We start from the raw sequence: 12,518 nt of genomic DNA on the forward strand, positions 1-12,518 counted from the left end.
GCGTCACATCTTCGCGTCGCGGGCCATGACGAAGCTGTGGAGGCCGTAGACCGCGATGCCGAGGCCCATGAGAACGAGCAGCACCGTACCGAAAGGCTGCGAGCCCAACGTCTTCAGAGCACCGTCGAGGCCCGCTGCCTTCTGCGGGTCGGCCTGGAAGACCGCGACGATCACCAGAACACCGACGAGACCGAGCGCGAGACCCTTCGCGACGTAACCGACAAGCCCGAGACGTTTCACGAACGTGCTCGGGTGGCTCTTCAGATCGTCGACGAAGTTCTTCGACGCGCCCTTGTAGACGTGGTAGGCGCCCACACCGAGGATGACGAGTCCCGCGACGACGAGGACGAACTTGCCGGCACCGGACTGCAGCAGCTTCGCCGTCAGACCCGCGTTCTGTTCACCACTGGACTTGCCGCTGCCGCGGGCGAACCCGAACGCGGTGTACGCGAAGGCGAGATAGACGACACCGACGCAGGCGGCCTTGAACCGGTCGAACGCTTTGTCCTTCATGTCGGCGTCGGGTTGTTCCGGTTCGGACGCCTTGCCGAAGGTGGCCTCGGCGAACCGCCACAGGCCCATCATCACGAAGACGACGACGGCGATCCACAACGCGATCTTCCCGCCGGGCTGCTCGCCCAGTTCCGCCATCGCACCGGACTGCGACGCCTCCTGCTCGCCGCGACCGAACGCGACCCTGATCGCGAGGTAGCCGATGAGCAGGTGCACGATGCCACTGCCGACGTAGCCGGCACGTGCGAACTTCTCGAATACACCGTTCTGCGCCATGCGCTCGGCGGATGACGCCGCGCCACGTGACGCGGGGGCCTGACGGTTCACTCTCGTCTCCTCATCGGTCGGGACTGTCCCCTTCGGGCTGTATTCCCGAGACCGCGGACCGCAAACGCGAACCGGCTCCGGTGGGTAGATTGGCGTCAGGTTCGAAACGCCGTCGATCGGAGGCGCATCGTGCGGATCGTCGAGGATGCTGTCGCCCTGGCCCGCCGGTGGGTGGAGGAATCGTCGGAAGTCGCGCCCGACCGTGCGGCCCGCCACCTCGCCGACGTCCTGAAGGACCCCCACGGACTCGAGTTCACCGTGCGCTTCGTCGACGAGGTCATCCGCCCCGAGGATCCGGCGACCGCGGCGCACGCCCTGGCCGAATTGTCCCGGAACATACCGGATTTCCTTCCCGTCCATCTCCGCGCGGCCGTGCGGGCGGGCGGCGCGATCGGTCCCCGCTTCCCGCACCTCGTCGTCCCCGCCGCGCGTCGCGCGCTGCGGGCGATGGTGGGGCACCTCGTCGTCGACACCGACGATGCCGCGCTGGGCCGGGCCATCGCACGACTGCAACGACCCGGCATCCGGCTCAACCTCAACCTGCTGGGCGAAGCCGTCCTCGGCGAGGTCGAGGCGCGTCGCCGTTTCGAGGGCACCCATGCGTTGCTGGCACGCGACGACGTCGACTACGTCTCGCTCAAGGTCTCGGCGGCCGTCGCACCGCACTCGCCGTGGGCGTTCGACGAGACCGTCGCGGACATCGTCGGCCGGCTCACCCCGCTGTACCGTCTCGCCGCGACCTCGCCGACGCCGAAGTTCGTCAATCTCGACATGGAGGAGTACCACGACCTGGACGTGACGGTCGCGGCGTTCACGACACTGCTCGACCGCCCCGAGTTCCTCCACCTCGAGGCCGGGATCGTGCTGCAGGCGTATCTGCCCGATGCCCTGGCCACGATGATGGAACTGCAGCGGTGGGCGGCGGCGCGACGCGCACGCGGCGGTGCCGCGATCAAGATCCGGGTGGTCAAGGGCGCCAACCTGCCGATGGAACGGGTCGACGCGTCGCTGCACGGGTGGCCGCTCGCGACGTGGAGCAGCAAGCAGGAGACCGACACGAACTACAAGCGGCTGCTGCACTACGCGTTCACACCCGAGCGGATCGAGAACGTGCGGATCGGGGTGGCCGGGCACAACCTCTTCGACATCGCCTACGCGTGGGAGCTCGCCGGTCGCCGGCACGTGCGCAACGGGATCGACTTCGAGATGCTCCTCGGCATGGCGCAGAGCCAGGCCGAGGTGATCCGTCGGCATGTCGGCAGCCTGCTGCTCTACACGCCCGTCGTCCGCCCCGACGAGTTCGACGTCGCGATCTCGTATCTGGTGCGCCGGCTCGACGAGGGTTCGGGGCAGGAGAACTTCATGTCGGCGGTGTTCGATCTCGCCGACGATCCCACCCTGTTCGAACGCGAGGAGCAACGGTTCCGCGCGTCGGTGGCGGCGCTCGACGACAGCGTCCCCTCCCCCAACCGGACGCAGAACCGGCAGGGACCTCCCACTCCTGCCCTGCCGGTGTTCACGAACACACCGGACACCGATCCGTCCCTGCCGCAGAACCGGGAGTGGGGTCGCCGCATCCTCGAGCGGGTGCCGTCGTCGAAGCTCGGTATCGACACCGTGCGTGCGCACACCCTCTCCTCCGAGGAACAACTCGAGAGCATGCTGGCCGATGCGACGGCGGCCGGTCGCGCCTGGGGTGCCCGCAGCGGTGCCGAGCGCGCACGGATCCTCGAACAGGTGGCCGATGTGCTCGAAGCGCGTCGCGCCGATCTGCTCGAGGTGATGGCCGCCGAGGGCGGTAAGACCCTCGACCAGTCCGATCCGGAGGTCTCGGAAGCGATCGACTTCGCGCGGCACTACGCCGAGCGGGCCCGCGCGCTCGACGGGATCGACGGTGCGCGGTTCGTGCCGTCGACCCTCACGGTCGTGACGCCGCCGTGGAACTTCCCGGTCGCGATCCCGGCGGGATCGACGCTCGGGGCGCTGGCGTCCGGTTCGGCTGTGGTCCTCAAGCCCGCGACCCTCACGGCGCGATGCGGGTCGGTGCTCGCCGAGGCGATGTGGGATGCCGGTGTGCCCCGCGACGTCCTGCATCTCGTCCACGCCGACGAACGGTCGCTGGGCACGAAGCTCGTCTCCGATCCCCGCGTCGACCGGGTGGTGCTCACCGGTGCCTACGAGACCGCCGAGCTGTTCCGTTCGCTGCGTCCGGGGAGGCGGCTGCTGGCGGAGACGAGCGGCAAGAACGCGATCGTCGTGACGCCGAGCGCCGATCCGGATCTGGCGGTGCGCGACGTCGTGCAGTCGGCGTTCGGGCATGCCGGGCAGAAGTGCTCGGCGGCGTCGCTCGTGATCCTCGTCGGCTCCGTGGCGACCTCCCGCCGGTTCCGCGACCAACTCGTCGACGCGGTGCGGTCACTGCCGGTCGGTCCCGCGCACGATCCGCGAACCCGTATGGGGCCGTTGATCGAACCGGCGCAGGGCAAACTGCTCACCGCTCTCACCGAACTCGAGGACGGCGAGTCGTGGCTCGTCGAACCGCGCCGGCTCGACGAGGAGGGCCGGCTGTGGACACCCGGCGTGCGCACCGGGGTGCGACGCGGGTCGCGCACGCATCTCGTCGAGTTCTTCGGTCCGGTGCTGGGGGTGATGACCGCGGCCGACCTGGACGAGGCGATCGCGATCCAGAACGAGGTGGATTACGGACTCACGGCAGGTCTTCACTCGCTGGACCCCGACGAGATCGCCCGCTGGCTCGATCGGGTGCAGGCCGGGAATCTGTACGTCAACCGTGGTATCACCGGTGCCATTGTGCGACGGCAGCCCTTCGGTGGTTGGAAGAAGTCGTCGGTGGGCGCGGGCTTCAAGGCGGGTGGGCCGAACTACCTCTTCGGCTTCGGCTCCTGGGAACCGTGCACCTGGGACGAGGACGCGCTGCGCCGGGCGTTCGACGACGACGAGCGAGCGTGGACGTCGGAATTCGCTGTGGCACAAGATGTCACGGGATTGACGGCGGAGCGGAACCTGTTCCGGTACCGGCCCGTTCGCACACACGTACGCCTCGGCGAGGCGGGTCGGCCCGACGAACTCGTGCGCGTGCTCGGCGCCGCGGCCCGGGCCGGCGCGCCGGTGGAAATCTCTTCGGCTTTCGACGTCGATCTCGTAAGATGCTCGAATACAGCACGTTTCGACGGTCGCGTGCGCGTGGAGAGTGATGTGGAATGGGAGGAACGGATCGTCGACACGACCCCGGCGCGTGTCCGCCTGATCGGCGCAGCGCCGCCCGCCGAATGGAACACCCGATGCGACATCGCGGTGTTCGACCATCCGGTGACCGGATCCGGACGAATCGAAATGCTGCCGTTCCTGGCCGAACAGTCCGTCACGATCACCGCTCATCGATTCGGCACACCGCACCGGCTCACCGACGAGATCATCTGAAAACAAACCCCGAAGCGGTTCTGCCGAAGCCCTGTGAACCCCGACACTGTGAGGTGGAATAGGAAAATGGATATCGCCACGACACCCCCTACCGAACGTCGCAAGCTCGCACTCGCCGCAGTGAAGGAACTCGGACCCCAGCGCACCGAGAAGGCCGTCCTCAAGGTTCGTTGTCCCAAGGGCCACACCGTAGCGGCGGTGTACAACACCACCGAGGGTCAGGTCGTGGTCTCCCGCAGCGGTCCCGGCGGCCGCGGCAACCGCGACCGCGAAGCGACACCGCACAACGGCACATCACTCAATTCGGAGTATGTGGACACCCTGGAGGTGACGCAGTTCGAGGACGACGCCATTCCGTCGGGATGCGCGTGCGGTCCGCGCTCGCTGTCGCGGAAGAAGATGCAGGACGCCGTGGCGACACACGCTCACGTCATCAACCTGACCTGATCCCTCACAGACCGAAACGCAACTGCACCCGGAACACGTCGAGCACCTCGTCGACCCACCCCAGGATCGACAGCGTCGAATCGATATTCTGCGGTGGCGTACGCACAAGGGTGTCGTGCCGGAGCAGACGCTCGAAATCCACGGCGACAGGACCGTTTCGCACCGTTCCGTTCGGCGACCGGAATTCGACGCCGGCACGCACCATCACGTCGATGATCTCCTGGGCGAGGATCCCGTAGGCGACCGTCGTCGGGTGCACACCGTCGAGGGAGAACAATCCCCCGCTGTCGCGACCGCCGTGACCGTCGGCCGACAGGAAACGCGTGTCCGGTACCGGGTCGAGCGCGGCGAGCGTCGGCGGTAGCCGGTACGGCTGCCACCACGCGGGTCGCGCATCGAGGTCGTCGACGTAGCGGCGGGCGGCCAGGCGGTCGAGGATGCCCGCGGTGTCGAGCAGGTACCAGTCCAGTCCCGCGCGACGCGCGTCGGCGACCGCCTCGGTGACCGTCTCGTCGAACAGATCGATCGCGGCGTCGACCATGCGGGCCTGCGCGCCGGTGATGTGTTCGTCGCGGCTCGCGTCGAAGCGACGTGCGTCCACCCACGGCCGGGTGTAATAGGGGAAGTACGGCGAGCCGTTCTTCGTCCCGATCCCCCGGGCGATGGGTGCGATGGTGACGTGCGGGACGGTGCACAGCACCACGTGCCGCGCGTCGATGTCGCGGAGCTTCGCGACGACCTCCGCGAACTCGCTGTCGAAATGCTCGGGCTGCCAGATCGTGTATGCCTGTTTCGCGTCGAGGTCGCGGAAGTCGTCGCCGCTCCACACGACCTGCAGTTCGGTGACGGTCTGCAGCGCGTTGTTCGAACCGAGGAAGACGACGAGTGTCTCGATGCCCGCGTCGGTGTCGTCGTCGTGCTCGGCACCGAGTTCGGTCGCGACGTCGAACAGTGTCATCTCGCGGCGCCGGTCGTCGGTGTTCGGATAGACGTACAACGCGGCCCGCTCCCCGTTGTTCTCGACGAGCTGCCGCACGAGATCGTCGCGGGGTCTTCCGATGCGTTCGGCGCAGACGCGTGCGGTCTTCTGCAGCGCGTCGCGCAGATCCCAGCCGAAGCACGACAGGTTGTGGAGATATCCGACGAGCGGTGGTGTCGCGCCGGGTCCGCGTTCCCAGTAGTCCTCGACCTCGTCCATGAAACCCCGCGCCGTGAAGAGCGCGGTCGGCAGCTCCCACGGTTCGAGCGTGGATCCGTGCCGCTCCTCGATCCGGCGCAACAGCACTTCGACGTTCAGCGGCAGTCCGCCCGGTCCACCGAAGCGCGGGTACCGCAGGTCGGCGCCGAGCTCGTGGGCGACGATCGCCGGGACGGAGACGTCGGTGTTGTAGATCGCGCCGCTCTGGAAGCCCTGCAGCAGGGAGTCGCCGAGCGCCACCAACCGGTGTGGCGGTGTGCCGCGGAAGGACCGGGGAACCTCGATGCCGAGGGTCGGGTCGGACACCGGCACCCGCGGCGGCCGAGCGGCACGCGCCGCCACCGTGTCGGGTGTGCCCTCCGGGATCTCGTCGGCCGTCATCACGCCTCCTCAGCCCCCTCATCGAGGGTAGGCAGACGGCACCCCCGGCGTGGCCGGATCCGACAGCTCGTCGACGGCGACCTTGTCCGGGCCGACGCGTACCTTCGGAGCATGAGCGACGCCGACTTCGCCCACACCGATCGCGCCGAGAAGAACCGGCGAGACAAGGCCGTGACCCTGGCCCGGTATGCATGGAACCGCGGCATCTCGGGAGCCGAACTGCTCGCCATGACCGACGAGACGCGACGCAAGCTGGCGCGGGCCGCGGATGCGCATCCACCGCGCACCATGGAGACCTGGGAACTCGCCGCGAGATTGATGGACGAGAAGACGGCGTGGGCGCAGAAGCACCCCGATCATCCCGCAGCGGTCCGCACCGACGAGGACGAGAAGATCATGTGGGTCAAACCGCCCGTGCGGTCCTGGTTCGAGTGACCGGGAGGAAATTGCCTTGCAGCAGAAGTTACCGGGTGCAACAATTTCCGATCGCCTCACTCCTGCGCAGGCCACCTTCACGTAACAGCTCGATATTCCTATTCCGACAGGAACACCGTGACCACCACTTCGGAACCTCTGGTTCTCACCCAGCGACGGATCTGGATCATCTTCTCCGCGCTCATCGCGGGCATGATGCTCGCCAGCCTGGACCAGACGATCGTCTCCACCGCCATGCCCACGATCGTCGGGCAGCTCGGCGGCGTCGAACACCAGGCGTGGATCACCACCGCCTACCTGCTCGCGGTGACCATCGTGATGCCGATCTACGGCAAGTTCGGCGACGTCTTCGGGCGCCGGTACCTGTTCCTCATCGCGATCGGCGTGTTCACCATCGCCTCCGCGGCGTGCTCGATGACCGACGACTTCTGGACCTTCGTGGTCTTCCGCGCGATCCAGGGCTTCGGCGGCGGCGGCCTGATGATCCTGTCGCAGGCGATCATCGCCGACATCGTGCCCGCGAGCGAACGCGGTAAGTACATGGGCCCGCTCGGCGCGATCTTCGGTCTGTCGGCCGTCGGTGGCCCGCTGATCGGCGGCTTCTTCGTCGACCACCTGACGTGGGAGTGGTGCTTCTACATCAACGTGCCGGTCGGCATCATCGCGTTCGTCATCACCTGGTTCGCGTTGCGCCTGCCGGTGAAGAAGCCGACGAAGCGGATCGACATCCTCGGTGTGCTCACGCTCTCGCTCGCCACGACCTGCCTGATCTTCTTCACGGACTTCGGTGGCGACGCCGACCGCGGCTGGACCGCTCCGCTCACGTGGATGTTCGGCGCCGGACTCGTGGTGTTCGTGTGCCTGTTCGTGCTCGTCGAGTCGCGGGCGCAGGACCCGATCATCCCGCTGTCCCTGTTCCGCAACTCGATCTTCGTCAACGCCACGGCCATCGGTTTCGTCCTCGGCCTCGGCATGTTCTCGGCGATCGCCTTCATGCCGACCTTCCTGCAGATGTCGTCGGGTACCTCGGCCGCGGTCTCGGGTCTATTACTGCTGCCGATGATGGCCGGTCTGATGATCACCTCGATCGGTTCGGGTCTGGCCATCACCAAGACCCAGCGCTACAAGATCTATCCGATCGTCGGTTCGCTCATCACCGCGGCGGGCATGCTGTGGCTGACCACGCTCGAGGGCGACACCCCGCTGTGGGTGATCTGCTCGATGCTGTTCGTCTTCGGTCTGGGTCTCGGCCTGATCATGCAGGTCGTCATCCTGATCGTGCAGAACGCGGTGCCCGCCGACGAGATCGGCACGGCGACGAGTTCGAACAACTACTTCCGCGAGGTCGGTGCGGCACTCGGTGTGGCGATCTTCGGCACCATCTTCACCAACCGCCTGGCGGAGAAGCTCGTCGAGGTCTTCACCGCGGCCGGCGCGACCCCGGAGCAGGCCGGTCAGGCCACCGCGACCGTCGATCCGGCAGCGATGAAGATGCTGCCCGATCCCGTCCGCGAGGGTGTCATCGACGCCTACGCCGACTCGCTGGCGCCGGTGTTCTGGTACCTCATCCCGTTCCTGCTCATCGCGTTCGTCCTCGCGTGCTTCATCAAGGAGATCCCGCTCTCCGACGAGGCACTCATGGTCGCGCGTGGCGAGGCGGTCGCCGACCCGGCGAAGGCGTCGAAGGACGACACCGTCGTGGTCGTCGAGGGAACCGAGGTCGGTGCGGACACTGCGGACACTGCGGACAGCGGGTCGAAGCGGCCGTGATCGAATAGGTCCGGCCATCGGACGAGGGAACGGAGACGGCACGTGGGACGAACGATCACACCGGTTCGCGTCAAGGACGTGGTGATCGGTGAAGGCGCACCCACGATCGTCGTCCCCGTCACCGGCCGCACCCCCGAGGCGCTGCGCGAGCAGATCGCGGCCGTCGCCGATCGGGCCGACGTCGTCGAATGGCGCGTGGACTTCTTCCACACCGTCGACGACGTCGCCTCGGTGGTCGCGCAGGCCGGCGCCCTCGCCGAGCAGTTGCGGGGCACTCCCCTGCTCGCGACCTGCCGCACCGCGAACGAGGGCGGGGAGATCGCGATCGCCGACGAGGCGTACGCAGATCTGACGGTCGCGCTCGCCGAGAGCGGCACGGTGGATCTGGTGGACGTCGAGTACCGCCGCGACCGTGCCGCCGTCGAGCGGATCGTCGCGGCGGCGCACGCCCGCGGTGTCGCGGTGGTGGCGTCGAACCACGACTTCGACGCCACGCCGCCGAAGGACGAGATCGTCGCGCGGCTGCGCGAAATGCAGGAACTCGGCGCCGACATCTGCAAGATCGCCGTCATGCCGCGATCGACGGCCGACGTGCTCACGCTGCTCGACGCGACCCGCACCATGCACGAGGACCACGCCGACCGCCCGTTGATCACCATGTCGATGGGCGGTCTCGGCGTGGTGTCGCGGCTCGCCGGTCAGATCTTCGGATCGGCGGCGACGTTCGGGATGGTCGGCACCGCGTCGGCACCCGGCCAGGTCGACGCCGACGAACTGCGCTCGGTGCTCGGGTTGATCGACCGCGCCCGCTGATCACCACACGGTGGCGAGAGTGAGCCCGGCGGCCGCCGCGACGAGCGTGGTCGCGAGCGTGCCGAACGCGATCGCGCAGGCGGCGCCGTAGCGGCGCGCCACGATCAGGCGGACGGAGTCGACGCTGGTCGTGCTGAAGGTGGTGAACCCGCCGCAGAACCCCACCCCGACGACGGTGAGCATCTCCGCGGGGGCCTCGTGGAACAGCACCGCACCGGTGAGCAGCCCCAGCAGCAGCGAACCGGTGACGTTGATCAGCACCGTCGGCCACGGCAGGGACGACCCGGAACGGGCACGCAGAGCACTGTCGACGACGAAGCGGACGACCGCGCCGAGGCTGCCCGCCAGCGCCACCCCCACCGCGATCACGACGCGCTCCGGCGTTCACCCAGGCAGGCGCCGAGGGCGATGCCGACGCCGGTCGCGACCGATCCGGCGAGCACCGTACCCAGCGCGTAGGTCACCGCGGCGAGCAGGTGCCCGTCGCGCAGCAGCAGGTCGGTGTCGACGGCGAGTGCGCTGTAGGTGGTGAACGAGCCCAGCGCACCGGTGCCCACCCCGAGCCGGACCACCTGCCGCCAGGAGGTGTCGGGGCCGATGCGGATCAAGGCCTCGAGCAGGAAGCCGAGCAGCAGCGCACCGAGGACGTTGATCGCGAAGGTCGTGACCGGCCAGCCGCCGGACTCGACGGGGAACCACCGGCCGAGGCCGTAGCGGGCGCTCGTCCCGAGCAGGCCGCCCACGGCGACCGCCGCCAGTGCCGACGGTCGCAGGTGCAGCGCTCTCGGCAGCGGGCGTTCACCCTCGCTCAGTCCTGGTCCCACAACTCCAGAACAGTAGTGAGGATCTCCTCCGACGCACCGAGACCCCCGAGATGACTTTCGCCGGGCAGGTGGTGGAACTGTGCGTCGGGCAGCAGGTCCACCATGTGCAGGCCGTGCTCGATCGGGATGATGTGGTCGGTGTCGCCGTGCCACCACCGCACGGGCACCTTCACGTCGGAGACGCGGAAGCCCCAGTCGCGGGTGAACACGACGATGTCGGAGAACGGCGCGGAGATCTGACGTCGGCTGCCGTTGAGCAGGTCGTCGAGGAACATCGCCTTGAACTCGGGGCGAGCGAGCAGGCGGCGGTCGGCCTCGGGTGAGAGCCGCCCGTACAGGTCGATGATCGGCGACGCGAACGGACGCACCACGCGGATCGCCGCGCTCACCGCCACACCGATCGGGACGCCCGCGGTCTGCAGTGCCGGCGCGACGAAGGCGCCCAGTTTCATCAGGTTGCTGTCGATCGCCTCGGGACCGACGACGGGTGCGACACCGCCGAGGACCGCGGCCGCGACGACCCGTTCGCGCAGCGCATAAGCCGCGGCGAGGGTGTAGGGGCCGCCGCCGGACAGTCCGACGATCGCCATGCGGTCGACTCCGAGGGTGTCGGCGACGATGCGCAGGTCGTCGCTGAACGCGAGGACGTTCTCGTAGAGGTGCGGTGTGGACGAGCCGATCCCTGGGCGGTCGATCCCGATGAGGCGGATGTGGTTCCGTTCGGCGAAGGCGCGGGCCTCGATGGGAACCTGGCGGCGCGCACCCGGTGTGCCGTGCAGCCAGAACACCGTGCGGCCCTGGGCCGACCCGAACTCGGCGAAACCGAGCCGGCGGCCCTCCCCGACCGCGACGGTGCCTTCGAGCTTGGGGCGTTCGACGTCCATGGCGTCAGCATGGCACGCACCCGCACGCCCGACCAGCAACCGTCCCGTGGGACGAATCGACGCAACCGAGATGTGATGCGCGCTACATTGGATCTGACTACAGCCAGCGTCAGATTCCGACCACCCGGAGATGCGCCCGTGACGAAGATGCTTGCTCCTCCACCTCCAGGCCTCGCTCCCGTCCCGGGCGACAGTGGCCTCCCCTACGTCGGTTACGCGCTGAAGTACATGCGCGATCCCATTGGGGCATATACGCATCGGTACCACGAGCACGGTCCGGTCTCGTGGTTCCGCTTCGCCGGCCGCCCCTGGGTGGTGTTGCTCGGGCCCGACGCCGTCGGTGCGGCCCTGCAGAACCGCGACCGCGCGCTGCTGAACGGACCGGGCTGGCGCGCCCTGATCGGGCCGTTCTTCGACCGTGGGCTCATGCTGCTCGACGGCGACGAGCACACCGCGCACCGTCGCATCATGTCGCAGGCGTTCACCCGCGACCGACTGTCCCTCTACACCGACCGCATGCACCCGTCGATCGAACGGACCCTCGACGGGTGGACACCGCGCGACGATTTCCGCGTGTACCCGGCGCTCAAGGAACTGACCCTGGGCCTCGCGACGGAGATCTTCATGGGCGGCGCCGAGGGATCGTCCGCCCGCGAGATGGACGAGGTGAACCGGGCTTTCATCGGATGCGTGCAGGCGGCCACCGCCATCGTGCGCTATCCGCTGCCGGGCACGCGGTGGCGTCGCGGCATCGTCGGACGGGCACGCCTCGAGAAGTTCTTCCGGCACTATCTCCCCGCGCGTCGCGCAGGGGACGGCGACGACATCTTCTCGGTGTTCTGCCACGTCGAATCCGAAGAAGGCGAACGGTTCTCGGACGACGACGTGGTCAACCACATGATCTTCCTGATGATGGCCGCGCACGACACCTCGACGATCACACTGTCGACGGCGATGCAGTATCTCGGCCAGTTCCCCGAATGGCAGCAGCGGTGCCGCGACGAATCCGACGCGCTCGGCACCACCACGCCGAGTTTCGACCGGCTCGACGAACTGACCTCGCTGGATCTGGTGATCAAGGAATGCCAGCGACTGGTGACTCCGGTGCCGGGTGTTGTGCGACGCGCGGCGAAGGACACCGAGATCCTCGGACACTTCGTCCCGAAGGGCACCCTCCTCAATCTCGGGATGCACTTCTCCCACCACATGCCCGAATTGTGGCCCGACCCGGAACGTTTCGATCCTGAGCGGTTCTCGCCGGAGCGCCGCGAGGACAAGGTGCACAAGTACGCCTGGGCACCCTTCGGCGGTGGCGCGCATCGGTGCCTCGGCATGCATTTCTCGGGAGCCGAGATCAAGACGGTGCTGCACCACCTGCTGTTGCGTTTCCGCTGGCACGTGCCGGCCGACTACGTCGCGCCGATGAACTTCACGTCGTTGCCGTTCCCGAACGACGGAGGTCCGATCCACCTCCTTCCGAGGTGA

11 protein-coding genes are annotated in these 12,518 nt (G+C 68.0%); 6 read left to right on the top strand and 5 right to left on the bottom strand.

What is annotated here, in order from left to right; translation table 11 throughout:
* Positions 1-3 precede the first annotated feature (3 nt).
* Positions 4-789 carry a DUF1206 domain-containing protein gene (locus tag LPH33_RS21030; protein ID WP_229568426.1) on the bottom strand — a complete coding sequence of 262 codons (786 nt, stop codon included), beginning with the start codon at positions 787-789 and terminating at the stop codon, positions 4-6.
* 180 nt (positions 790-969) lie between these two features.
* On the opposite strand from LPH33_RS21030, the gene LPH33_RS21035 reads away from it, so the two are divergent.
* Entirely contained in the window at positions 970-4,281 is a 3,312-nt protein-coding gene (locus tag LPH33_RS21035; RefSeq protein ID WP_229565843.1) for a bifunctional proline dehydrogenase/L-glutamate gamma-semialdehyde dehydrogenase, read from the top strand.
* 66 nt (positions 4,282-4,347) lie between these two features.
* A complete protein-coding gene (locus tag LPH33_RS21040; RefSeq protein ID WP_016696235.1) occupies positions 4,348-4,728 on the top strand; it encodes a hypothetical protein in 381 nt (126 codons plus the stop codon).
* A gap of 4 nt (positions 4,729-4,732) precedes the next feature.
* Here the strand turns inward: LPH33_RS21040 and LPH33_RS21045 are convergent, their stop codons facing one another.
* A complete protein-coding gene (locus tag LPH33_RS21045; RefSeq protein ID WP_229565845.1) occupies positions 4,733-6,307 on the bottom strand; it encodes a hypothetical protein in 1,575 nt (524 codons plus the stop codon).
* 111 nt (positions 6,308-6,418) lie between these two features.
* Between LPH33_RS21045 and LPH33_RS21050 the strand changes: the two genes are divergently transcribed.
* The 3 genes from LPH33_RS21050 to aroD all read left to right on the top strand — a co-directional run bounded on the left by LPH33_RS21050 (position 6,419) and on the right by aroD (position 9,325).
* Positions 6,419-6,742, top strand: coding sequence for a hypothetical protein (locus LPH33_RS21050; RefSeq protein ID WP_024102029.1), 324 nt, complete (start codon positions 6,419-6,421; stop codon positions 6,740-6,742).
* Positions 6,743-6,859: 117 nt separating this feature from the next.
* Positions 6,860-8,512, top strand: a complete 1,653-nt coding sequence (locus LPH33_RS21055) for an MDR family MFS transporter (RefSeq protein WP_145692227.1) — start codon at positions 6,860-6,862, stop codon at positions 8,510-8,512.
* A gap of 42 nt (positions 8,513-8,554) precedes the next feature.
* Positions 8,555-9,325 (top strand): type I 3-dehydroquinate dehydratase, encoded by a 771-nt coding sequence (gene aroD / locus LPH33_RS21060; protein WP_229565847.1) that lies wholly within the window; start codon positions 8,555-8,557, stop codon positions 9,323-9,325.
* Here the strand turns inward: aroD and LPH33_RS21065 are convergent, their stop codons facing one another.
* Genes LPH33_RS21065 through LPH33_RS21075 form a run of 3 tightly spaced genes read right to left on the bottom strand, consistent with a single transcriptional unit; the run spans position 9,326 to position 11,033 of the window.
* A complete protein-coding gene (locus LPH33_RS21065; protein WP_088897881.1) occupies positions 9,326-9,694 on the bottom strand; it encodes a fluoride efflux transporter FluC in 369 nt (122 codons plus the stop codon).
* Positions 9,691-10,149, bottom strand: a complete 459-nt coding sequence (locus tag LPH33_RS21070; protein ID WP_229565849.1) for a fluoride efflux transporter FluC — start codon at positions 10,147-10,149, stop codon at positions 9,691-9,693. Before LPH33_RS21070 ends, LPH33_RS21065 begins: the two co-directional genes overlap by 4 nt.
* Entirely contained in the window at positions 10,134-11,033 is a 900-nt protein-coding gene (locus LPH33_RS21075; RefSeq protein ID WP_016696243.1) for an alpha/beta fold hydrolase, read from the bottom strand. The genes LPH33_RS21070 and LPH33_RS21075 overlap by 16 nt, the downstream gene beginning before the upstream one ends.
* Positions 11,034-11,171: 138 nt before the next feature.
* On the opposite strand from LPH33_RS21075, the gene LPH33_RS21080 reads away from it, so the two are divergent.
* Positions 11,172-12,518, top strand: coding sequence for a cytochrome P450 (locus LPH33_RS21080; protein WP_088897879.1), 1,347 nt, complete (start codon positions 11,172-11,174; stop codon positions 12,516-12,518).

This window comes from Rhodococcus sp. RDE2, assembly GCF_020885655.1.
GTDB classification, from domain to species: Bacteria; Actinomycetota; Actinomycetes; order Mycobacteriales; family Mycobacteriaceae; genus Rhodococcus; species Rhodococcus pyridinivorans.